Origin of the sequence: Meiothermus taiwanensis WR-220, assembly GCF_003568585.1 — a bacterium.
Taxonomy (GTDB): Bacteria; Deinococcota; Deinococci; order Deinococcales; family Thermaceae; genus Meiothermus; species Meiothermus taiwanensis.
Window position 1 is genome coordinate 2260762 of the sequence record NZ_CP021130.1, and the last position, 20693, is coordinate 2281454.

Genomic DNA, 20693 nt, shown 5'->3' on the forward strand with positions numbered 1-20693 from the left:
CCGCGTTCGCACCAATGGCGAAAGAGCAGCCTCGAGGCAAACCGCTCACAAGTCTAGCATAAGGCCCGCTTCCGTGCCTAGACCCTAAAACTCGTTGCGGGTCGCCACCCAGTCCATGCGCACCTGGCCCCGCGCATCCTTTATGCGGAAAATAACATCGTACAAATTGGCCTCAACCGGGTAGCGTATTTCCTCGGAGAAGCGGCCCCGGTAGCGCTTGACCAGGCCCGGATTGTTCTGCCCCGAGCGGCGAATCTCCACCTCGAAGCTCCCCTGCCGCAGCTCACCGCTCACCGTCACCTTGACAAAGGCCCGGATGCCCGTGGCCCGTACCTGGTTGCGCACCTCGCCACTGTAGTTCCAGTAAAAAACCGGGGTAAAAGGCGCGTAGCCCACCGCAAGACCGAAGCGCTCCGCGTAAAAGTACACCCCACCGGCAATGAGCGCCAGAATTAGAAGTGTTCGCACGGTTCAAGTATAAGCCAAGCCCGGATTGGCTCGAGCACACCGCTCACGCCCAGCCTGTCAGCCCCGGTCAAATCGGTATACTTGAGGGCATGACGGCGGAGGAAGCATTCAGCCTGCTGCGGATGGGGGCGGTGGAGATCATCCCCCAGGAAGACTTACTCAAAAAGTTGCAGTCGGGGAAAAAGCTCACAGTTAAGCTAGGCCTCGACCCCACCCGGCCCGACATTCACATCGGCCATGCCGTGGTGCTGCGCAAGATGCGGCAGTTCCAGGAGCTCGGCCACAAGGTCGTTCTCATCATCGGCGACTTTACCGCCATGATCGGCGACCCCTCGGGCCGCAGCAAGACCCGCCCACCCCTCACCCTGGAAGAAACCCGGGCCAACGCCAAAAGCTACGTGGAGCAGGTGGGGAAGATCCTGATCACCAACGACCCCGCGCGCTTCGAGCTGCGCTACAACTCGGAGTGGCTGGAAAACCTGGGCTTCAAAGAGGTCATCCGGCTCACCTCGCTTTTGACCGTGGCCCAGATGCTCGAGCGCGAAGACTTCAAAAAGCGCTACACCGAGGGGGTGCCCATCTCCATCCACGAGTTCCTCTATCCCTTTGCCCAGGGCTACGACTCGGTGCCCATCGCCTGCGATGTGGAGATGGGCGGCACCGACCAGAAGTTCAACCTGCTGGTAGGGCGCGAGGTGCAGGCGGCCTATGGCCTGGAAAAGCAGGTGGCCTTCCTGATGCCGCTTCTGGTGGGGGGCGACGGGCAGAAGATGTCCAAAAGCTACGACAACTACATCGGCATCACCGAGGAGCCCAGCGAGATCTTCCGCAAGCTGATGAAGGTGGAAGACCCCTACCTGCCGACCTACTTCGAACTCTGCACCGACCTTGCGCCGGAAGAAATTCAAGAGGTGCTGGAGCAAGGCGGGCCGGTGGGCGCCCACCGGGTGCTGGCCCGGCTGCTCACCGGGGCCTACGCCCAGCCGCTGATTCCCGCCCGACTGGACAAAGCCCTGTACGAGTCGCTGGGGTATAGCTGGGAAGCCCACGGGCACGACCAGGGCGGCGCGCCGGTGGTACAGCAGGCCGAGGCCCGCTACTACGAGATCGCCCACGGGGGCATCCCCGACGAGATGCCCGAAGTGACCCTGCACCCCGGCGAGCTGCAAGAGGGCAAAATTGCCGTGGTAAAGCTCTTCACCCTGGCCGGCCTGACCGCCTCCAACGGCGAGGCCCGGCGGCTGATCGAGCAAAAAGGCCTGCGGCTCGACGGTGCGGTGCTCACTGACCCCAAGCTGGAGGTGGTGCTGAGCCAGCCCGTGGTGCTGCAACGCGGCAAGGATAAGTTTGTGCGGGTGATACCGGGCTAACCCGGCTCGAGCGGGCGGAAGGGGGTCTCGTAGCCGGTGGCATAGAGCACCCCGTTCTCCTCCTCGAGGCGCAGGCGGGGCAACGGGAAGCGGGGCGGGCCGTACACCGCCTTGCCCCCTTGCAAAGGCTCGTAGGCCCCAAAGTGGCAGGGGCAGCCCAGGAAGGGGTGGTCGGTGCGGTAGTTGTAGGCGATGGAGCCCAGCTCGGGGTTGTCCACGTAGTTGACCACACAGCCCTGGTGGGTGCAGATGCGCGACAGGGCCAGAAAGTGGGCCTCCCCTACCGTGAGGCCCCCCACCACCGGTTGCGGAAGCCGGAAGACCACGGCCTTGAGGGGGCTGCCGCTGTACTCGTAATCGAAGTACTTGAAATGCCAGGGGGCCGCCAGCTCATCCAAAGTAGCCACCGCCCGGCGAGGCCCCTCGCGCCAGACAGGCTCACTCACACCGGCTTTGGTGAAGTGGATGAGGTAGGTACGCCAGGCCAGCCAGCCAAAAAAGCCGGTGGTGATGGCGCTCGGAACAATCCAAAGCAAATCCCGCCGGTTGATGCGGCGCAGGTTTTGCGGGTTGGGCTTGTCCATAGACCCTCTACAGCCCCCCCAGGTACTGCAACAAAGCCTGCATCTCGGCCTCGTTCAGGGCCACCGCCGGCATCTGGCCCCGGCCCTTGAGGACAATCTCCCGCACCGCCTCCGGCACCTTGCGGATGGGGTTGCCCTGCAGGCGCGGCCCCGTACCCCCCTGGGCCTGGGCCCCGTGGCAGGCCGCGCACCGGGCCAGGTAGACCTGCTGCCCCAAGGAGGTGGCGCCAAGCTGGTTTTTAGCAGTCTGGATCAGGTTCTGCACCTGCTCCCGGGCCTCGCCGCCGGCCTTCAGGTAGCCCTCCCAGGCCGCAATGGCCTGGGCCGGGCGGCCCAGTTGAAAGTAGGCGTTCCCCAGAAACAGCCAGCCCTCGGGCACCTCAGGCTCGGCCCGCACCGCGAGCTCGAGGGCCTGGGCCCCCTCCTCGGGCCGGCCGCTCATGAAGAGCAGGATGCCGATCCGGCGCACGGCGGTGGCGTTGCGGGGCTCGAGCTCGATCACCTTCAGGTAGCCCCGCACGGCCCGCTCGAAGTCCTGCAGCTCGTAGGCTTTGTTGGCGTAGGCCAGCCAGTCGGCGGCCTGGCCGCTCTGCTCGGCCCGGCGTTGCAGGCGGCCCAGCTCGCGGGCCTCGCCCCGGCTGGTGATGATGGTCTCGCCCGGCAGGCGCGGCACCGTGTAGGCCCACAGCCCCACCCCCAGGGCCAGCAGGCCCAGGGTCACGGCCCCCAGCGTGAGCGGGCTCAGGCGGCGCGGGGTGGGGTTTTCCTGGCCCAGCTCGGCCAGTTGGCGCTCGAGGCGCACCGCCTGGGCCAGGAGGCGCTTGCGCTCCTCCCCTTCGGCCTCCCGGGCCAGCGATTTGAGCACCTCGAGCTCGGCTCGCAGCTCCTCGGGCCGGGGGCTCTCGGGAAAGGGCTGGGCCGGGGTGCGGAAAAAGGGCCAGAGGGCATAGGCCAGGGCCAGTACAAAGAGCAGGGCAAGGATCAGGTAGGCCAACATCATGGTTGTCGCTCGGGGGATTGCAGCTCGGCCTCGAGACGGGCCATCTCTTCCTCGGAGACCTCGGAGGCAGCGGTAAGGGCTCGAGCCCGCACCCGCGCCAGGTAGCGCCACAGGCCAAAGCCCAGCAGGCCCAGCCCAAGGAGGGGCGAGAGCCAGACCCACAGGGTGAGGCCGCGGGCGGGCGGCTCGTAGAGAATCCAGTCGCCGTAGCGCTCTACAAAAAAGGCCCGGATCTCGGCCTCGCTTTTGCCCTGGGCCAGTTGCTCGGCGATGATGCGGCGCATCTCCACGGCAATGCCGGCGTTGGACTCCGCCGCCGACTCCCCCTGGCAGACCGGGCAGCGCAACTGGCCGGCAATTCTGAACACCTCGGGCGAAAAATCCGGGGGTGGGGTGTTGGGGCTGGGCTGGGCCAGGGCCCAGGCCAGCAGCAAGAGCCCGCCTACCCACCAGGTAATCGCTCGCTTCATCCTCATCGCAACACCTGCTCGATATAGCCCCGCAGCTGCGCCTCGCTCAGCTCGCCGGCATGCCGGGCCAGCACCACCCCGTGGCGGTCTATCACAAAGGTCTCGGGCACGCCGTAGTAGCCGTACTCGATGCCGATGCGCCCGCGCGCATCGTAGACGCTGGGGAAGGTCAGGCCATACTCCTGGACAAATTTCAGGGCCTCGGCCTCGCTGTCCTGCACATTAACCCCCAGGATGAGCACCTGGTCTTTGTACTGCTGGTGGAAGCGCTCCAGGAGCGGGGCCTCGCTGCGGCAGGGGATGCACCAGCTGGCCCAGATGTTGAGCAGCACCGGCTTACCCAGGCCTTCGCGGATCCCCATCTCGGCCCCGTACTGGGCCCGGTAAGGCGCTAGAAGCGGCAGGCTAAAGCTGGGCGCCGGCTTCCCCACCAGCACCGACTTCAGCTCGCTCTTGTCGGGGCGCTGCAGGCCCCAGTAGAACAGCCCCCCCAGCAGCAACACCCAAATCGGCCAGAATCTAAGCACAGCCCCCCTCTCCTCGCACCGGTATCAGTCCCCCGCCATGGGGGATGCCTGCCGGCTGGTTACCCTGGCCCCCGCCGGCCAGAGGATATAGAGCGTACCCAGCACGATGATCAAACCGGCCACCCACAGCCACAACACCATAGGGGTAACGATCAGTTTGATGGTCGCCCACTGGCCTTTTTCCTGGTCGAACTGCATCAGGACGAAGTAGTAGTCGTTGTACAGGGAGTATCGGACCACCGGCGTAGCCAGCGGCGAGCTCATCTGCGGGTAGAAGTTGAGCCGGGTCTCGTAGCGCCCATCGGCCCCCCAGCCCTCGCGGCTGGTGGAGCGCACCTCGAGGGGCGCAATGGCCGCGAAGCGGTTGGCCTCCTCCCGCGCACCGATGGAAAGCAGGCGGATCTCCAGGCCCCGGGTCTGCCAGGTCTCCCCTACCTGGAGGGTCTTCTGCTCGGTCACCCGGTAGGTCTGGCTGAAGGCGATGGTCAGGGCGGCCAGCGCCACCCCGAAGTGCACGATGTGCGAGCCAAAGCGGCGCTTGTGGCTGGCCGCCAGCTCCCACAGGGCCTGCCCCGCCGGGATCCCGAGCGACCTCGAGCGCGCCCGCACCCCCTGGGCCACCATCAGCCCGATGGCGGTCAGGTTGTAGGCAAAAAGCCCAATGGCCAGCGAGACACCCAGGCTCAGGCCCAGCCCCAGGCCCAGCAGGGTGCCCACCCCCAGGGCCAGCAGCATGGCCGCCAGGTGGCGCACCACCTCGGCCTGGGTGTTGCGCCAGGGCAGCACCGGCCCGATGCCCATCAGGAGCAGCATGAAGATGCCCAGGGGCACCGAGACCTGGTTGAAGAAGGGGGCCCCCACCGAGACCTTGGCCCCGCTCACCGCCTCCACCACCAGCGGCCACAGGGTGCCCAGCACCACCACAAAAGCAAAGGTGCCGAAGAACAGCGCCCCGGCCAGCAAGGCCCCCTCGCGGCTTCTCCAGCGCACCTCGCCGGCCTCGTGAATCTCGGAGGAAACCCGGGCCAGAAGCCCCAGCCCCAAGGCCAGCACCCCCAGCAAAAACACCAAGAACCAGGCCCCCACCGGCCCGCTGGCGAAGGCATGCACCGACTGAATCACCCCCGAGCGGGTCAGGAAGGTGCCAAAGACCGTCGCCGCGAAAGCCAGGGTGATGAAGGCGAAGTTCCAGCCCTTAAAAAGCCCTTTGCGCTCCTGCACCTGGGCGGTGTGAAGGAAGGCCGTGGCCAGCAGCCAGGGGATGAGAGAGGCGTTCTCCACCGGATCCCAGGCCCAGTACCCCCCCCAGCCCAGGATCTCGTAGCTCCACCACTTGCCGGTGAAGATGGCCGCGGTGAGGAAGCCCCAGGCCACCAGCGTCCACCAGCGGGTCTCGAAAATCCAGCTCTGGTAGCGCCGGGCCACCATGGCCGCCACCGCGTAGGCAAACGGCACCGAAAGCCCCACAAAACCCAGGTACATCAGAACTGGGTGCACTGCCATCATCCAGTGGTTTTGCAAAAGGGGGTTGGTGCCAAGGCCATCGGGGGGCGGGTTGGGCACGGCATCGAAGGGGTGGGCCACAAAAACCATCACCGCGAAGAAGAACACCTGCACCGCAAAGAGCGTGCCCAGCGCCACCGGGGCCCGCCAGAGATCCAGGCTCTGGCCGGCCCGCAGGCCCACCAGCCAGGTGTAGGCGGTCTGGAGCAGGGCCCAGAGCAGAATGGAGCCCTCCAGGGCTGCCCAGGGCGTGACCAGCTTGACCCACAGGGGGTTGCTGGCCGAGCTGTGGTTGGCTACGTAGGAGACGCTAAAGTCGTCGGTGAGGATGGCCCACTCGAGCGCGGCAAAACTGGTTGCGGCAGCCAGCAGGGTGAGGAGCGAGAGGCGCTTGGCGGCCTCGAGGTAGCGCCCATCCCGCAGGCTGTAGGCCAGCACCGCCAGCACCAGGCCCAGCACCGAAAGAACCAGGGCGGCGACAAGGGAGACCCCACCCAGTAGACCCGGTGTCAAGCGAACCTCCCCTTCATCACTGGGTCTCCTCGATCAGCTTGCGCACCTGCTCGGGCGTCCAGCCCTCCTTGGGGGCCTGGTAGGTCTCGGAGTGCTTGACCAGCAGGTTCTGGCTCACAAAAGTCTCGCCCTCAAAGCGGCCCTCCACCACCACCCCCCGGTTCTCACCAAAGAGGGCCGGTGGGGTGGTACCCGAGGAGCGGATGGGAATCTCCTTGACCCCATCGGTCACCACAAAGCGCAGCTCGAGGGTCTGGGGGTTGTAGTCAAGCGTACCCGGCTTGACCAGCCCACCCAGCCGCACCGGGCGGTTCTGGTAACGGTCTACTTGCTGAAAGTATTCGCTGGGGGTGATGAAGTAGACCAGGTTCTGGCCCAGGCCTCCAAAGATCAGGTAGGCCAGGGCACCCACCACCAGCAGCAGTCCTACAACATACTTTGGTTTCATGCGCACCTCAAAGGCCTCTTCAGCGGTTTTTCTGGTAGCGCCAGATGAGGTAACCCAGATAGCCAAAGACCAAAGCGTACACCAGCGCGTATGTCCAGATCACAAAAGGGTTGGCTGGGTTCCACAGGGGGTTATCGGGCATCTCAGGCCTCCTCCCGGGCCGCTTCGCGGGCGGCAATAATAGCGCGGAGCCGCACCAGCCCGATAAACAGCAGCGTAAACGCCGCCAGGTTCACCAGCATGGGGATCAGGATGGCTGCGTCCACGTTGATCTTGCCGGTGGTGAGGTCGATGGACTGGGTCTGGTGCAGGCTGCGCCACCACTTGACCGACATGTAGCTGATGGGCACATTAATCGAGCCCAGAATAGCCACCCCCGCCGCGGCCTTGGCCCTGAGCTCGGGGTCTTCGATGGCCCCCCGCACCACCACGTACCCCACATAGATGGCAAACAGGATGGCGGTGGTGGTGAGCCGGGGCTCCCAGTCCCAGTACACCCCCCAGGTGGGCCGGGCCCAGAGCATGCCCGTAATCAGCGCTAGGGCCATAAAAATGAGGCCCACCTCCACCACAGCGGCGGCCACCCGGTCGTGGTGGGCTTTGCGCCGCACCAGGTAGGCTACCGAGTAGCCCAGCGCACCGAAGCTAGCCAGATAGGCCATCCAGGCTGTGGGAACGTGCATATGGAAGATACGGGCCACAAAGCCCTGGCTCTGGTCGGGGGGGGAGCCCATAGCCAGGATAAATCCCACCACCGCACCCACCCCCCCCAGGCCTAAAAGGCCCAGGGTCAGGCCATCCAAGCGGTTGATTTGATTGGAGCGAGCGAGTTGCATTCCAGTCCTCTCCTTTGTCTTCTATATGTATTCTGTACTGAAATAGATTAAACGCCGTAAACCACGTTACATCATCGGCGAACCGGGGTATTTGACCACGCCCTCCAGCACGTCTAGATTACCCCGGTAGGGTAAGCTGGCACTTTACTCGCAGTAATAACGGCCATAACCTACCCCTCGAGCATGTACGGGAAGACCATCGCGCACACCGTCACATAAATCACGTCGAAGACCAGCAACAAGCGCAGCCAGTCCAAAAGCTCGGCCACCGGAACCCCCTCGGCCAGGCCCTGGGTAAAGCGCACCGCAGCCAGCACCACCGGAATTACCAGGGGAAAAAGCAGCAGCGGCAGAAGCACCTCACGTCCCCGCAGGCGGGCCAGCATTCCAGCATAGAAGGTGGAGATGGCCGCATAGCCCAGCGAACCCAGCAGCAGCACCACCAGGTACCAGCCCCAGTGCTGCAGCGGCAGATAGAATAACCCCGCCGCCAGGGACAAAAGCACCACCCCGACCAGGAGCATTAGAGCAAACTGAAACAGCAGCTTGCCGAAGTAAATCCACTCCCGGCTACCGGGGGTGAGGAGCAGATCGTCCAGGGTACCGTCCTCGACCTCGAGGCCAAAGGCCCGCCCCGCCAGCAAGCTGCCAGCAAAGGCCAGGGCCACCCACAACACCCCAGGGGCCGCTTTTCGCAGATCTTGGGGGTTGGGGCCAAAGGCCATGGCTAAAATAAAAAGCATCACCGCCAGAAAAAATACCGCCGAAAGGAGGCCCGTACGCCCTCGAAACTCCAGCACCAGGTCGCGCCAGGCCAGCCAGAAAATGCGCTGCACAGGGGTAAGGGTATCGGTTTGGCTGCCGCACGTAAAGGGTCAGGGTTCACTTCCCCCCACATAGCGGAAGCGGGGTACCCGCCGGCCATCTACCTCCACGTCTTCCAAAAACATCGCCAGCGGGCGCACCCACAGGGTCTCGGGCTCCACGCCGTAGCGGGTCTCGTAGACCACAAACCACTCCTCGGTCTCGGAGTGGCGGGCCAGGCCGTGTACCCAGTAGTACTTGCCCTTGTAGTGTTGGTACAGCCCCGGTTGCAGATGCACCCGCCCACCTCGATGTTTAATATTAGCGCGAAGCATCCCCCAAACCCCTTAGCTCCAGTAGGGCCGCACCGACTCGAGCATCCGCTCGGTCACCTGGCGGTTGCGCCGCTCGATCTCGGCCTTGCGGGGAATCTCGGGGTAGGCGCCTTCGGGGTCGAAGAGGGTATGGGTCAGGAAGTGCCCGAGCTGGGTTCCCCAGCGCCTAAGCCAGGGTTCGGGGAGGTGATCGGGCAGGGGCAGGCCTTGCAGCGTAAGGTAGAGCAGGGCCCAGATGCGGCTGGTGGCATCCAGGCTGTAGCCGCCCCCCAGGGTGTAGACCGCCCGCCCCCCGGCAAAGGCCGCGGCGTACTGCCGCAGCAGGGGGAAAATTTTGGCGTAGGCCTGGGTGGTCAGCAGAATTTCGGCCAGCGGATCCTGAAAATGCGCATCGGCCCCGCACTGCACCACCAGCACGTCCGGGCGGAACCAGCGCAGGGCGGGCTCGAGGCCCATCTGCAGAACCTCGAGGTAAGAATCATCCTCGGTAAAGGGCTCCAGGGGTATGTTCAGCTTGCGTCCGGTGCCCTGGGCCTTGCCGATCTCGTGGGTATGGCCGGTGCCGGGATAGAGGTAGCGCCCCGACTCGTGAATCGAGAAGGTGAGCACGTTGGGCTCATCGTAGTGAATCCACTGCACCCCATCGCCGTGGTGCACGTCTATGTCGATGTAGGCCACCCGCAACCCCTGCTCGGTCAGGTAGCGAATCGCCACCGAAAGGTCGTTGTAGACACAAAACCCCGAAGCCAGATCCTTTTGCGCGTGGTGCAGCCCGCCCCCAAGCTGCAAGACTTCCTTGGCGGCCCCGCTAAAGACCATCCGGGCTGCGGTGAGCGTGCCCCCCACCAGCCAGCGGGCCGCCCCGTCCATGCCGGGAAAGATGGGGGTGTCGGCGGTTCCCAGGCCGTAGTGGTCGAAGTCGGGCAAAGGCTCACCCCTTCCAGCGGCCTCCACCCGGCGCACAAACGATTCCAGGTGCACACTGCGCACCTCCTCGCGGGTGGCCTGTGCAGGCTCGACAAACTGCAGCGGGTGGCCCAGGTGTTCCAGCAAGTCCAGTAGCATCTCCAGGCGCAGCGGACTGAAGGGGTGCTGAGGCCCAAAGTTATAGAGATGGTACTGGGGGCTGTAGACGACCGGAACGCTCATAAGCTCTTGCTGGGGATTTCGGGGGGCCACTGTACCACAAATCCTTTTTGGCGCAGCTCCCGAGCTATCCTGCGGGTGTCCAGGGTGCCCACCCGCACCACGGTGGTCACGGTGCCCTCGCCGCAGGGGTAGGTCAGCAGGGAGTGGATGTTGATGTGCTGCTGGGCCAGCTCGCTGCTCAGGCGGGCCAGCTCGCCGGGCCGGTCGTCGAGGCAGACCTCGAGCCGCCCGCTGGGCTTCTCCACCCCGGTCAGCCGCAGGAGCGCATCCAGCAGGTCAATCCCGGTCACGATGCCCACCAGGGCCTCACCCTCCAGGATGGGCAGGGCCCCAATTTTGCGCTGGCGCATGACCCGCGCGGCCTCCTCCACCGGGTCGAGGGGATCGCCCGTTATCACCGGCTGGGCCATCACCCGCCCCACCGGGGTGTCGATGGGCTGGGCGCCCCCGGTGGCAAAAGGGCTGGTGGCCAGCCGGATATCACGGTCGGTGATCATCCCCACCAGGCGGCCCTCCTGGGTTACGGGGATGTGCCGGATGTTGCGCTGCAGCATGAGGTGGTAGGCCGCCTCGAGGGTCACCGCAACGTCCACGGTTAGCACCGGGCTATTCATTACGTCTCTGACCAACATTTGCCTAAAGTCTAACGCAAAAGCCGGGCCAGATTGAGCGCAACCCGGCAGCAAACGCACCGAGCACCCCGCCGGGGTGGTCTAGACTGTGGATGGATGTTGCGCCTGCGCTTGCAGCTGCTGTGGAACGGGTTCCGCCAGGCCCCGGCCTCGGCCCTGGTGGGGTTGCTGCTGGGGGCGGTGCTGGCCTATGGGGCCTGGGCTGCCACAAGCTGGTTTCTGAACTTCATCTCCAACGAGCTCTTTGGCAGCAATACCTTTGTAAACCGGCTGGCCGCGGCCTTCACCCGCGAGGTGTTGGTGGATCGCATCCTGGGCAGCCTGCTGCTGGTGCTCTCGAGCGCGGTGGTACTCTCGGCGCTGCCCAACGCGGTGGCCGTCCTCTACACCTCGGAAGACCTGCCCCTGCACCTCACCCTGCCGCAAAAAGCCAGCCGGGTGTTTTTGTTCAAGGTGGGCGAGGTGTTCGTGACCACCGCCCTCCTGCCCATGCTGCTGGTGCTGCCGGTGCTCTTCGCCTATGGTGCCCACTACGGCGCACCGCCCATCTTCTTCCTGGGGGCTGCCCTGCTGATGCTGGCCCTGTTCGCCTTTCCGGTGGTGCTGGGGGTGGGGCTGGCCCTGCCGCTGGTGCGCTTCGCCCCGGCGGGCCGGGCGCGGGAGTGGGCCGCGGCCCTGGGCGCGGTGCTGGGTGGGCTGCTTATCTTTCTGTTGCGGGCTTTACGCCCCGAGGTGTTGCTGCAGACCAACTTCGCCAACCCCGAGGAGTTCGACCGCTTCCTCCAGACCTTCCGCGACCCCAGCGCCCCCTTCCTGCCCTCGGCCCTGGCCCAGCAGGCCCTCAAGGGGTTGGTGCGGGGCGAGCTTGAAGCGCAGTTCTGGCTCCTGCTGGCCCTCTCGGGGGGGCTGCTGCTCCTGGCGGGGCTGGTCGCGGGCTATGCCTACCAGCAAGGCTGGGTACGGGCCCTGGAGGGCACGGTGCGCGAGCGCGGCCTGGTGCGCCCCGGCCTATTGGATCGCTGGGCGATGAACAGCCGGGTGGGCGCTCTGTGGGCCCGCGACCTGCGGCTCTTCTTCCGCGATGCCAACCAGGCCGCCCAGCTCATCCTGGTGGGGGTGCTGGTGCTCCTGTATACCACCAGCCTGCAGTACCTGCCCCTGGGGGATACCCGCTTTCAGGTGGTGGCGGGCTTCCTGCACCTGGCCTTCCAGGGCTTCGTGATTGGCGGGGTGGGGGTGCGGCTGGCCTACCCGCTTTTGAGCCTCGAGGGCCCCGGCTACTGGATGCTGCAAACCGGCCCGGTCGCCAAACACACCATCCTGCTCACCCGCTTTGGGCTGGCCCTCTTTTTCCTGCTGCCGCTGGGCCTGGCCCTGGGCTACTTCTCGCCGCGGGTGATTGGCCTGGACGACAACCTCACCCAGGTATCGGTGGTGCTGGGCCTGGCCTCGGCCCTGACGGCGGCAGCTTTGGGGGTGGGGCTGGGGGCCGCCTTCCCCAAGTTCGACGCCGCCAACCCCGCCGAGGTGCCCATCGGGATGGGGGGGTTTTTGTACATGGGCTTCATGCTCCTGCACGCCGGGTTTCTGGTGCTGCTGGCCAGCCGCCCGGCCTACCTGGCCATCACCCAGCGCCAGGCCAACTACCTGGCCAGTGGCGAGGGCCCCCTGTGGTTGTTGATGGTGGCCGCCGCGACCCTGGTTCCCCTGGTGCTGGCGCTATGGTTCGGCTACCGCCGAATGGGCGAAAGGTGAAGTTCTCTGTCTGGCCCAGCGGGACTGCAACCGCGAGGACTGTCCAGCAGGCCTCGAGATCCCAGGGGCTGGGGGGCCGGAACCCCGGCAGATGCGCCTGCCCTGAACCTTGGGGTGCCAATCCAGCTTAGAAAGGCCATAGCTGAAGGGCCTCGGCGGGGTCGGATAGGGCGCTGTACACCCTCCGGCTGTGGGTCGCCACAAACAGGTACTCGTGGTTTTGGGTGTGCGAGATCTGGCCCACTTTTTCGCCCTGGGGGTTGTAGATGCCGATGCGGGCCCCCACATAGCGGACGTGGGGGCGGGTGAGGCGGCGCACGAAGCCCCAGTGCCGGAGCATCTCCTCTATTTCCTCGGCGGTAAAGAACCCCTCGTTGTTGAACGAGACCACCAGATGCTGGGCCTGGATGCGCCCTAGCAGGGTTTGCATGGCTTCCCTGGCCTCGCGCTTGGAATTGAAGGGGCTTTTGCGTTCCTGTACGTCTTTGCGCTTGTTGGCTACGCCGTAGGTCTGGGGCCTGTCCCAGCGCACCAGGGTCTCCCAGACGTGGTAGTTGCCCAGGTACGAATGCTGGTTATAGGGGGGGTCGAGGTAGAAGAGGTCGGCTTCCAGGTGGGCAGCCACCTCGAGCGCATCCCCCTGCAGGGCCTGGCCCTCCCCCGGAAGCAAGGGGGGGTACTCCAGGCGCAGGTCGTTGTACGAACGGGGCGACCACCGCTTGAGGTAGGCCATCTGGATGCCGGTGGTGGAGTCTACCCGGTCGGCCGCTAAAAGCAGGCTGGTGAGCAGGATGGCCCGCAGCAGGGGGTCACCTTCAGACTCGGCCTCGAGCCCCTCGCGGATGGCCTCGATGCGCGCGCCGTTTTTGGGCTGAAAATAGCGGGCCTTTTCGCAGTAGTCCTGGGTAAACCAGCCCCGGCGCGGGGGCAGGGATTGCAGCCTGTCCAGGATGGGCTGAACGCGCTCCCGGCTGTAGGTGCGTGCGTCGGCTTCGACCAAGGCCTGGGCCAGCACGTGGGCATAGCTCATGAGGTCGTTGCTGATCACATAAAACCCTTCAGACTTCAGGGCGTGCCCCACCCGAGCACTGCCGGAAAACAGATCCACCACCCTACGGATGGGCGCTTGCTGGTGAATGGACTGGATGGTTCCAATAATCCAGGGAAGCAAAGCCCGTTTTGAGCCGATGTACTTGATCATGCGGTTCCCTCGATACAGGCGAATCTGGAGATTTCACCATGCCACAATACCACGCTGCGGTTGCGGTAGAATTGGCCCTCGAGGTCTCCTATGTTCGACTTTTACCAGGTAGCCGAGCTGCTTACCCCCGAAGAGCGCGAGATTCAAAAAGCCGCCCGAAAGTTCCTCGAGGCCGAGGCTTTGCCCTACATTGCCGAGTGGTGGGAGCAGGCCGAGTTTCCGGTGCACCTGATCCGAAAGTTCGGCGAGATGGGCTTTCTGGGCACCACCATCCCCACCGAGTACGGCGGGATGGGGGCCAGCGCCGCCGCCTACGGGGTGATTGGCTACGAGCTCGAGCGCATCGACTCCGGCCTGCGCAGCTTTTGCAGCGTGCAGAGCAGCCTGGTGATGTACCCCATCTGGGCCTATGGCTCCGAGGAGCAGAAGCGCGAATACCTGCCCAGGCTGGCCACCGGCGAGTACGTGGGCTGCTTCGGCCTGACCGAGGCCGACGGCGGCAGCGACCCCGACAGCAACATGAAAACCCGCGCCCGGCGCGACGGCGGCGATTACGTGTTGAACGGCTCCAAGATGTGGATTACCAACGGCAACCTGGCCCACATCGCCCTCATCTGGGCCAAGGACGATGAGGGCGTGGTGCGCGGCTTTATCGTGCCCACCGATACCAAGGGCTTCAGGGCCAACAAGATTCAGCACAAAGCCTCGCTAAGGGCCTCGGTTACCAGCGAGCTGGTGCTGGAAGACGTGCGCGTGCCGGCCAGCGCCATGCTGCCGGGGGTGAAGGGCCTCAAGGGGCCGCTCTCCTGCCTCACGCAGGCCCGCTACGGCATCGCCTGGGGGGCCCTGGGGGCCTTAGAGGCGGTGTATACCGAGGCGCTGGAGTTCGCCCGAAGCCGCAGCACCTTTGGGGCGCCCATCGCCAGCCGCCAGCTGGTGCAGGAAAAACTGGTGCGCATGGCCGCCGATCATACCAAGGGCCTTTTGCTGGCCTGGCGCTTAGCCCAGCTCAAGGACGCCGGAACCCTCAAGCCCGCGCAGGTGAGCCTGGCCAAACGCGACAACGTGCGGGCCGCCTTGAACGCCGCCCGGATGGCCCGCGAGATCCTGGGCGGCAGCGGGATCACCCTCGAGTACCACAGCATCCGCCACATGCTGAACCTCGAGACCGTGGACACCTACGAGGGCACCCACGACATCCACACCCTGATCTTAGGCCGCGAGCTGACCGGCGAGAACGCTTTAGGCGAGAGCCCCAGGAAGGAAGCGGTGGGCTCGAGGTAACCGCCCAGCCCACGCGGAGGGCGGGTGTTTTCGCTCTAATCCGGGGCTGCTATACTGCTGGGAATATGCTCGAGACCCCTAGCAAACCCCGCCCCAGAACAGGAAAAATCCAGCAAGAAGGCCTGACCTTCGACGACGTGCTGCTCATCCCGGCTTACTCGGAGGTTCTGCCCCGCGAGGTGGACACCCGCACCCGCCTGACCCGCAAACTCTGGCTCAACATCCCCATCATCTCGGCCGCCATGGACACCGTCACCGAGGCCGAGATGGCTATTGCCATGGCCCGCGAGGGCGGCCTGGGGATCATTCACAAAAACCTGAGCCCCGAGGAGCAGGCCGCCATGGTGCGCAAGGTCAAGCGCAGCGAGGCCGGCATGATCCAGGACCCGGTCACCCTGGCCCCCAACGCCACCCTGGAAGACGCCGAGCGCCTGATGCGCGAGTTTAAGATTGGGGGGCTGCCGGTGGTGGACTTCTACGGCAGGCTGCTGGGCCTGGTCACCAACCGCGACCTGCGCTTCGAGCGCGATATGGGGCGGCTGGTCTCCGAGGTGATGACCCCGGTGGAGCGCCTGGTGACCGCCCCACCCGGCACCATCCTGGAGGAGGCCGAGCAGCTATTGCGGCAGCACAAAATTGAAAAACTGCCCCTGGTAGACCACGAAGGGCGGCTCAGGGGCCTCCTGACCCTCAAAGATCTGACCAAGCGGCAGAAGTTCCCCTTCGCGGCCAAGGATGCCCAGGGCCGCCTGCTGGTAGGGGCCGCGGTGGGGGTCTCGAAGGATCTGGAGGCCAGGGCCCGGGCCCTGGTGGAAGCCGGCGTGGATGTGCTGGTGCTGGACAGCGCCCACGGCCACAGCCGGGGCATTCTGGAGGCCCTCAAGCAGCTCAAACAAACCTTTGGCGAGGCCGTGCAGATCATCGCAGGTAACGTAGCCACCGCCGAGGGCGCCCGCGCCCTGGCCGAGGCCGGGGCCGACGCGGTTAAGGTGGGGATTGGGCCGGGCTCCATCTGCACCACCCGGGTGGTGACCGGAGTGGGGGTGCCGCAGATTACCGCCATTATGGAGGCGGTGGCGGGCCTCGAGGGCCTGGATGTGCCGGTGATTGCCGATGGCGGCATCAAATACTCCGGCGACGTGGCCAAGGCCCTGGCCGCCGGGGCCCACAGCGTGATGCTGGGCTCCATGCTGGCCGGCACCCAGGAGGCCCCTGGCGAAGAGGTGCTCAAGGAGGGCCGCCGTTACAAGCTCTACCGGGGCATGGGCAGCCTGGGAGCCATGCGCCAGGGCTCGGCCGACCGCTACTTCCAGGAGTCTGGCAGCAGCGCCAAGCAGCTCGAGGCCAAAAAACTGGTACCCGAGGGCATCGAGGGCATGGTGCCCTACAAGGGGCCGGTGGGCGACGTGCTCTACCAGGTGGTGGGGGGCCTGCGGGCGGCGATGGGCTACTGCGGTGCGCCCGACCTCGAGACCTTCCGCACCCAGACCCGCTTTACCCGCATCTCCAACGCCGGCCTGATCGAGAGCCACCCGCACGGGGTGATCATTACCAAAGAAGCCCCGAACTACTCGAGGTAGTCTAGCGGTTGCTTTGCGCCCGCAGGTTTTGCAGAGCCGTGGCCGCCTCGAGGTAGCCAGGCCGGTAGCGCAGGGCCGCCTGAAAGTCGGCCCTGGCCCCTTCCAGGTTGCCCTGGGCCTGGCGGGCCAGGCCGCGCCAGTAGTAGCTCTCCTCATGGTCGTTGATGCGGCCCAGCACGTCGTCGGCCAGGGCGATCACCTCCTGGTAGCGGCCGGTTTTGAAGTAGGCCTCGTAGGGGCCAAACTGGTACCACAACATCCGCCAGGGCCAGTTGTGTAGCGCGTTGGCCGGGCGGCGGGGGTCGAGGGTGCGGCTCGGCGCAATCTGCCGCGAACGGTCGTAGGCCCGGGCGGCTTCCTGGGCCTGTCCCAGCCGCAACAGGGTGCTGCCCAGGTTGAACCAGGCGAAGGCGTTGGAAGGGCTGGCCTGGGTCTCGCGCCGGGCAAGCTCGAGGGCCATCTGTAGCTCAGCGGACTCGTTCATACGCCGGCCCAGAATGGCCGCCACCTGGGCCTCACGACCTTTGGGGTAGACCACCAGATAGGTGCGGTTGAACACCTGCCACAAAGCGTCCATCTCGCCATAGCGCAACGTCACCTTGGGGCCGTAGTAGCTATCGAAGGCGTTGAAATGGCCCTGGCTATCGTTGTAGCCCACCAGCAGGCGGTAGTGGCCCATCCCGCCATGGTCGGGGGTCACAAACCAGGTCTCGATAATCACCGGAAAGCCCCCGGCCAGAAGGCGCTTGAGCAGGCCCAGGTCGCCGGCCAGCCCCAGGTGCACGCCGAAGCCCTTCCGGCGGGCAAAGGCCGCCAGCTCCTCGGGGCTTACGTTTTTGTCGTTTTTGTTGGGCTTGAGCACGGGGGCGATCTGGTACTGCGTGAGGTTGCTGCCCCAGTAGCTCAGGGCCATCCCCAGGGTGGCCGGGCCGCAGTTGTTGTAGCGCTGATACTCGTGCTTTGCACCCGACAGGAAAACCGAGCCGGGCTGGGCCAGGGCCAGGCTTAGGAAAAGCGGGAGGAGGGCGGCTCGAGGTGGGAGCACCCGTGTATTATGGCAGACCCCGCTCGCCACACATGCAAGCCAGAACACCTAGCCTTGTCCACCTCAGCCATGCGCATCCTCAAGCGCACCCAAGGCCCCTTCAGCAGCCCTGGCCAGCTCCTCCTCGCCGGGGAGTTTCCCCTGCTTAAGCGCGGAAACCAAGAAATTGCTCATTCTGCCGATGGCATCCCGCACCCTGCGCCATTCCTCCAAACCCTTACCCGAAGGGTCGGGGAAGGACACATGCAGCCGGTGGGTTTTGGCCGGATAGGCCGGGCAGTTTTCGGCGGCCGCGTCGCAGACGGTGAGCACCAGGTCGAAGTTCCAGGGGTCGGGCAGGTCGAAGAGGGTTTTGGAGGTATGCCCGCCCAGGTCTATGCCCACCTCCTGCATGACTGCCTTGGCCTCGGGTTTTACAAAGGTCTTTTCGGTGCCCGCCGACCAGACCTCGCAGGGAAAGCCCAGGCGGCTGGCCCAGTAGCGCAGCCAACCTTCGGCCATCTGGCTGCGGGCCGAGTTGTGGGTACAGAGCACCAGAATACGCACTGTTGAACATTATCGCCCAATTGTCAGGCCCATGTCACAGGGCGGTCAGGCTGAGGGGACAGGCCTGGGCTGGGCCTGCCCAATGGGCAGGGCCCAGGCAATACGCCAGCCATAAAAGGCCAGAGCGAGGGCCTTAGGCTTCGGATGGGGGTGTCAGCGGAAGGGTCATGGCGATGGCGGTATCGGGGCAGGCACCCTGGAGTTCCTGCGAAGCCTGCAAGGCAGCGGGTAGCTCGGCGCGTGGAACCACAGCAAAACCGAAGCGGATGAAAAAATCCGCGGCGGTCTCGGTGAGGAGCGAGAGCGAGGTGAGGTTTTTGTAGCGGGCCAGATCCAGCATACCCTCGGTGAGCTTGGCCCCGATCCCCATCCCGCGGTATTCCTCGGCCACCGCCAGGGAGCGCAAAAGGCCGCTGCCCTGGTGCACCTCGAGGCCTGCGCAGCCCACCACCTTATGGCCCTCGAGGGCCAGCATAAAGTTCAGGATGTGCTCTTCCAGGCCCGCTTGCGACAGGCCAGCAGCGGCCAGCAAGGCCCGCACTTCGGGTAGGTCGCTCGAGGTCGCGGTGCAGTAGGTAATCATGGTTCCCCCAGGGTATAGCATCAACCATCCGCCCGGCGCATCCAACGCCAGCCCCGCCTACCGGTTTTTAGCCTCCCACAGCTTACGGGTGGTAATTACCTGGCCGGCGTGGTGCTGGGCATGGGCCGCAATGTGATCAAGCACGTACACCGCCTTGACCGGGTGGGGGCCTACCTGAACGGTGCGCATGAGATCCTCGTCCCGGAGGGCCTGCAAACCTTCCCGCACTCGCTTTAGGTTTTGCGCGAACTCGGCCAGCACCTCCTCCGGGGCCCGTCCGCTGGGGGCCATCTCCTCGGCCGGCCGGATGCGCAGGGCCTCGGGGATCTCCTGGCCCGTGCCCCGCAACAGCAGACGGTAAGACGATCCGCCGATGTGGCGCACCAGGCCTCCAATGGGGTTGGCCTGGGGGGCCGGCACCCACCAGAAACCCTCGGGTGTAAGGCCCCCGGCCCATTTCTGTACGGTCTCCTCCACTTCTTCCAGGTTTCGCAGCCAGACCGATACCAGCCAGTGCACGCCTTCTATATCGCCGCGCAAAAAGGGAGCCAGCTGTGAGGGTGTTTGCATACACCCCCATTGTACGCCTTCCCGTAGAATCCCCCCATGCAACCCCTGGCCCCAAATCAGCGGGATGTTTTCCTGGACGCCGTGCGGGGGCTGGCCCTGGTGGGCATCCTGGCGGTCAACCTCGAGCACTTCGCCGGGGTTGGCCTGTATGCCGCTCGGTATGGCAGCTCACCGCCCTACACCCTGGGCCGCGAGATTCTGGCCTTCTTCTTCAGCGGCAAGTTCTACACCATCTTCGCCATCTTGTTCGGGCTGGGGCTGGCCTTGCAGTACCGGCGTTTTGTCGCGGCCGGCCTGGATGCTCCCGCCCTGCTGCGCCGCCGCCTGGGGTGGCTCCTGGGGGTGGGGGCGTTGCACGGCCTCTTGCTGTTCGACGGCGACATCCTGGGCACCTATGCCATCCTGGGCTTTTTTACCCTGCGCTACCTGGGACAAGAACCCCGGCTTTTGGACATCGCCAGGTTCTTGCTGGCAGGGTATGTCCTGTATGGCCTCTTCGTGTTCTTTTTGCGCGATATGGCGCCCGTTCCGGGCAGCGCCGAGGTATTTGCCAGCGGAAGCTTCTGGGCGGTCAGTGCGGCCCGGCTCGAGACCTGGCTAGCTAGCACGGTGCTGGGCTCGCTCCTCTTCGGGGCCGAGCTGGTGGGCTTATTTTTACTGGGCATCTACCTGGCCCCGCGCTGGCAGAGCATCGGGCCGGCCACCCTCTGGCGGGTGGTGGCGCTGGGGCTGCTGGTGGGCATCCCGGTCAACTGGTACAACGCCCAGCACCCCGATCTCCAGCCCCTGCGCGGGCTGGGCGGGCTGGCCTTCGCGCTGGTTTATATGGCCTTGTTTCGTCTGTTCTGGCCCCGGCTCGGCCTGCTACACCCCCTGCGCTACGCAGGCCGGATGCCCCTCAGCAACTACCTGCTGCAATCGCTCGCCATGAGCCTATTGTTCTACGGCTATGGGCTGGGGCTGTACGGGCAGGTCAGCCCCATCTGGTTCCCGCTCATAGCGGTGGGCTTTGTGGCGCTCCAAGTGGCCCTGAGCCGGTGGTGGCTTTGGCGCTTCGGGCAGGGGCCGCTGGAATGGTTGTGGCGCAGGTTCACCTACGGCCCAGCAGCAAGCCCCCAGTAAGCCCACACTCAGTACTTGCGGCTGGTTTTTACCGCGGTGCCGGAGGCCGTGACCATCAGCATGTTGCCCTGGCCCACGGTCTCGTAGTCTACGTCAATGCCGATGACCGCATCAGCCCCGCGGGCGATGGCGGCCTGCTCGAGCTCGGTTAGGGCAATCTCGCGGGCCTTGCGCAGCTCGGCCTCGTAGGCCCCGCTGCGGCCCCCCACGATGTCCCGCACCGAGGCCAGAAGGTCGCGGAAGATGTTGGCCCCCACGATGGCCTCGCCAAACACCACATCCAGGTACTCGGTAATCTGGTAGCCCTCGAGCTGGCTCGAGGTGGTCAGGGTGATCTTGCGTCGCATGCTCTTCTCCCCCGGCTATAA

At 65.3% G+C, this 20693-nt stretch carries 24 protein-coding genes; 5 read left to right on the forward strand and 19 right to left on the reverse strand.

The window, feature by feature from the left end:
- Window positions 1-84: 84 nt before the first annotated feature.
- Window positions 85-468, reverse strand: a complete 384-nt coding sequence (locus MTAI_RS11110) for a hypothetical protein (RefSeq protein ID WP_027886391.1) — start codon at window positions 466-468, stop codon at window positions 85-87.
- Between the two features lie 89 nt (window positions 469-557).
- On the opposite strand from MTAI_RS11110, the gene tyrS reads away from it, so the two are divergent.
- Complete coding sequence (gene tyrS / locus MTAI_RS11115; protein ID WP_027886392.1) at window positions 558-1838, forward strand: tyrosine--tRNA ligase; 1281 nt, start codon at window positions 558-560, stop codon at window positions 1836-1838.
- On the opposite strand, the gene MTAI_RS11120 is transcribed toward tyrS, so the two are convergent.
- The 12 genes from MTAI_RS11120 to MTAI_RS11170 form a co-directional block, all read right to left on the reverse strand.
- Window positions 1835-2422: a Rieske 2Fe-2S domain-containing protein gene (locus tag MTAI_RS11120; RefSeq protein ID WP_081698334.1), complete on the reverse strand. Its 588-nt coding sequence runs from the start codon at window positions 2420-2422 to the stop codon at window positions 1835-1837. The two genes, tyrS and MTAI_RS11120, sit on opposite strands and share 4 nt — an antisense overlap.
- A gap of 7 nt (window positions 2423-2429) precedes the next feature.
- Window positions 2430-3419 (reverse strand): c-type cytochrome, encoded by a 990-nt coding sequence (locus tag MTAI_RS11125; RefSeq protein ID WP_027886394.1) that lies wholly within the window; start codon window positions 3417-3419, stop codon window positions 2430-2432.
- Window positions 3419-3892: a cytochrome c-type biogenesis protein gene (locus MTAI_RS11130; protein ID WP_027886395.1), complete on the reverse strand. Its 474-nt coding sequence runs from the start codon at window positions 3890-3892 to the stop codon at window positions 3419-3421. Before MTAI_RS11130 ends, MTAI_RS11125 begins: the two co-directional genes overlap by 1 nt.
- 2 nt (window positions 3893-3894) lie before the next feature.
- Window positions 3895-4419 (reverse strand): TlpA family protein disulfide reductase, encoded by a 525-nt coding sequence (locus tag MTAI_RS11135; protein ID WP_027886396.1) that lies wholly within the window; start codon window positions 4417-4419, stop codon window positions 3895-3897.
- 24 nt (window positions 4420-4443) lie between these two features.
- Window positions 4444-6435 carry a heme lyase CcmF/NrfE family subunit gene (locus tag MTAI_RS11140; RefSeq protein WP_027886397.1) on the reverse strand — a complete coding sequence of 664 codons (1992 nt, stop codon included), beginning with the start codon at window positions 6433-6435 and terminating at the stop codon, window positions 4444-4446.
- 16 nt (window positions 6436-6451) lie between these two features.
- Window positions 6452-6883, reverse strand: a complete 432-nt coding sequence (ccmE, locus tag MTAI_RS11145) for a cytochrome c maturation protein CcmE (protein ID WP_027886398.1) — start codon at window positions 6881-6883, stop codon at window positions 6452-6454.
- 19 nt (window positions 6884-6902) lie between these two features.
- Window positions 6903-7025: a hypothetical protein gene (locus MTAI_RS15615; protein ID WP_280938735.1), complete on the reverse strand. Its 123-nt coding sequence runs from the start codon at window positions 7023-7025 to the stop codon at window positions 6903-6905.
- A gap of 1 nt (window position 7026) precedes the next feature.
- Window positions 7027-7719, reverse strand: a complete 693-nt coding sequence (ccsA, locus tag MTAI_RS11150) for a cytochrome c biogenesis protein CcsA (RefSeq protein ID WP_027886399.1) — start codon at window positions 7717-7719, stop codon at window positions 7027-7029.
- Between the two features lie 170 nt (window positions 7720-7889).
- Window positions 7890-8555: a heme exporter protein CcmB gene (locus MTAI_RS11155; RefSeq protein ID WP_027886400.1), complete on the reverse strand. Its 666-nt coding sequence runs from the start codon at window positions 8553-8555 to the stop codon at window positions 7890-7892.
- A gap of 39 nt (window positions 8556-8594) precedes the next feature.
- A complete protein-coding gene (locus MTAI_RS11160) occupies window positions 8595-8822 on the reverse strand; it encodes a DUF1653 domain-containing protein (protein WP_027886401.1) in 228 nt (75 codons plus the stop codon).
- Between the two features lie 48 nt (window positions 8823-8870).
- Complete coding sequence (locus MTAI_RS11165) at window positions 8871-10007, reverse strand: acetoin utilization protein AcuC (RefSeq protein ID WP_027886402.1); 1137 nt, start codon at window positions 10005-10007, stop codon at window positions 8871-8873.
- Window positions 10004-10639 carry a CBS and ACT domain-containing protein gene (locus MTAI_RS11170; protein WP_027886403.1) on the reverse strand — a complete coding sequence of 212 codons (636 nt, stop codon included), beginning with the start codon at window positions 10637-10639 and terminating at the stop codon, window positions 10004-10006. Before MTAI_RS11170 ends, MTAI_RS11165 begins: the two co-directional genes overlap by 4 nt.
- A gap of 96 nt (window positions 10640-10735) precedes the next feature.
- Between MTAI_RS11170 and MTAI_RS11175 the strand changes: the two genes are divergently transcribed.
- Entirely contained in the window at window positions 10736-12394 is a 1659-nt protein-coding gene (locus tag MTAI_RS11175; RefSeq protein ID WP_027886404.1) for a putative ABC transporter permease subunit, read from the forward strand.
- Window positions 12395-12521: 127 nt separating this feature from the next.
- Here the strand turns inward: MTAI_RS11175 and MTAI_RS11180 are convergent, their stop codons facing one another.
- On the reverse strand, window positions 12522-13595 hold the full coding sequence (locus MTAI_RS11180) for a DNA adenine methylase (RefSeq protein ID WP_027886405.1): 1074 nt from the start codon (window positions 13593-13595) through the stop codon (window positions 12522-12524).
- Window positions 13596-13685: 90 nt separating this feature from the next.
- On the opposite strand from MTAI_RS11180, the gene MTAI_RS11185 reads away from it, so the two are divergent.
- Both MTAI_RS11185 and guaB read left to right on the forward strand, forming a co-directional pair.
- On the forward strand, window positions 13686-14879 hold the full coding sequence (locus tag MTAI_RS11185; RefSeq protein ID WP_027886406.1) for an acyl-CoA dehydrogenase family protein: 1194 nt from the start codon (window positions 13686-13688) through the stop codon (window positions 14877-14879).
- A gap of 65 nt (window positions 14880-14944) precedes the next feature.
- Window positions 14945-16459 carry an IMP dehydrogenase gene (guaB, locus tag MTAI_RS11190; RefSeq protein WP_051349773.1) on the forward strand — a complete coding sequence of 505 codons (1515 nt, stop codon included), beginning with the start codon at window positions 14945-14947 and terminating at the stop codon, window positions 16457-16459.
- Between the two features lies 1 nt (window position 16460).
- Here the strand turns inward: guaB and MTAI_RS11195 are convergent, their stop codons facing one another.
- From MTAI_RS11195 to MTAI_RS11210, 4 genes are all read right to left on the reverse strand, one after another.
- Window positions 16461-17504: a C39 family peptidase gene (locus MTAI_RS11195; RefSeq protein WP_027886408.1), complete on the reverse strand. Its 1044-nt coding sequence runs from the start codon at window positions 17502-17504 to the stop codon at window positions 16461-16463.
- Between the two features lie 63 nt (window positions 17505-17567).
- Window positions 17568-18050, reverse strand: coding sequence for an arsenate reductase ArsC (locus tag MTAI_RS11200; protein WP_027886409.1), 483 nt, complete (start codon window positions 18048-18050; stop codon window positions 17568-17570).
- A gap of 133 nt (window positions 18051-18183) precedes the next feature.
- Entirely contained in the window at window positions 18184-18633 is a 450-nt protein-coding gene (gene arsN2 / locus MTAI_RS11205) for an arsenic resistance N-acetyltransferase ArsN2 (RefSeq protein ID WP_027886410.1), read from the reverse strand.
- Between the two features lie 57 nt (window positions 18634-18690).
- On the reverse strand, window positions 18691-19203 hold the full coding sequence (locus MTAI_RS11210; protein ID WP_027886411.1) for a DinB family protein: 513 nt from the start codon (window positions 19201-19203) through the stop codon (window positions 18691-18693).
- Between the two features lie 36 nt (window positions 19204-19239).
- Between MTAI_RS11210 and MTAI_RS11215 the strand changes: the two genes are divergently transcribed.
- Window positions 19240-20325 carry a DUF418 domain-containing protein gene (locus MTAI_RS11215; RefSeq protein WP_027886412.1) on the forward strand — a complete coding sequence of 362 codons (1086 nt, stop codon included), beginning with the start codon at window positions 19240-19242 and terminating at the stop codon, window positions 20323-20325.
- Window positions 20326-20333: 8 nt separating this feature from the next.
- On the opposite strand, the gene MTAI_RS11220 is transcribed toward MTAI_RS11215, so the two are convergent.
- Window positions 20334-20672 (reverse strand): heavy metal-binding domain-containing protein, encoded by a 339-nt coding sequence (locus MTAI_RS11220; RefSeq protein WP_036196722.1) that lies wholly within the window; start codon window positions 20670-20672, stop codon window positions 20334-20336.
- Window positions 20673-20693 lie beyond the last annotated feature (21 nt).

What these genes read in the sequence shown, in the direction of transcription:
- MTAI_RS11130 (WP_027886395.1), bottom strand. Translation starts at nt 3,892, where the DNA reads ATGAAGCGAGCGATTACCTGGTGGGTAGGCGGGCTCTTGCTGCTGGCC.
- guaB (WP_051349773.1), top strand. Translation starts at nt 14,945, where the DNA reads ATGCTCGAGACCCCTAGCAAACCCCGCCCCAGAACAGGAAAAATCCAG.
- MTAI_RS11175 (WP_027886404.1), top strand. Translation starts at nt 10,736, where the DNA reads ATGTTGCGCCTGCGCTTGCAGCTGCTGTGGAACGGGTTCCGCCAGGCC.
- MTAI_RS15615 (WP_280938735.1), bottom strand. Translation starts at nt 7,025, where the DNA reads ATGCCCGATAACCCCCTGTGGAACCCAGCCAACCCTTTTGTGATCTGG.
- MTAI_RS11125 (WP_027886394.1), bottom strand. Translation starts at nt 3,419, where the DNA reads ATGTTGGCCTACCTGATCCTTGCCCTGCTCTTTGTACTGGCCCTGGCC.
- tyrS (WP_027886392.1), top strand. Translation starts at nt 558, where the DNA reads ATGACGGCGGAGGAAGCATTCAGCCTGCTGCGGATGGGGGCGGTGGAG.
- MTAI_RS11165 (WP_027886402.1), bottom strand. Translation starts at nt 10,007, where the DNA reads ATGAGCGTTCCGGTCGTCTACAGCCCCCAGTACCATCTCTATAACTTT.
- MTAI_RS11180 (WP_027886405.1), bottom strand. Translation starts at nt 13,595, where the DNA reads ATGATCAAGTACATCGGCTCAAAACGGGCTTTGCTTCCCTGGATTATT.
- MTAI_RS11185 (WP_027886406.1), top strand. Translation starts at nt 13,686, where the DNA reads ATGTTCGACTTTTACCAGGTAGCCGAGCTGCTTACCCCCGAAGAGCGC.
- MTAI_RS11120 (WP_081698334.1), bottom strand. Translation starts at nt 2,422, where the DNA reads ATGGACAAGCCCAACCCGCAAAACCTGCGCCGCATCAACCGGCGGGAT.
- MTAI_RS11215 (WP_027886412.1), top strand. Translation starts at nt 19,240, where the DNA reads ATGCAACCCCTGGCCCCAAATCAGCGGGATGTTTTCCTGGACGCCGTG.
- ccsA (WP_027886399.1), bottom strand. Translation starts at nt 7,719, where the DNA reads ATGCAACTCGCTCGCTCCAATCAAATCAACCGCTTGGATGGCCTGACC.
- MTAI_RS11170 (WP_027886403.1), bottom strand. Translation starts at nt 10,639, where the DNA reads ATGTTGGTCAGAGACGTAATGAATAGCCCGGTGCTAACCGTGGACGTT.
- arsN2 (WP_027886410.1), bottom strand. Translation starts at nt 18,633, where the DNA reads ATGATTACCTACTGCACCGCGACCTCGAGCGACCTACCCGAAGTGCGG.
- MTAI_RS11210 (WP_027886411.1), bottom strand. Translation starts at nt 19,203, where the DNA reads ATGCAAACACCCTCACAGCTGGCTCCCTTTTTGCGCGGCGATATAGAA.
- ccmE (WP_027886398.1), bottom strand. Translation starts at nt 6,883, where the DNA reads ATGAAACCAAAGTATGTTGTAGGACTGCTGCTGGTGGTGGGTGCCCTG.
- MTAI_RS11220 (WP_036196722.1), bottom strand. Translation starts at nt 20,672, where the DNA reads ATGCGACGCAAGATCACCCTGACCACCTCGAGCCAGCTCGAGGGCTAC.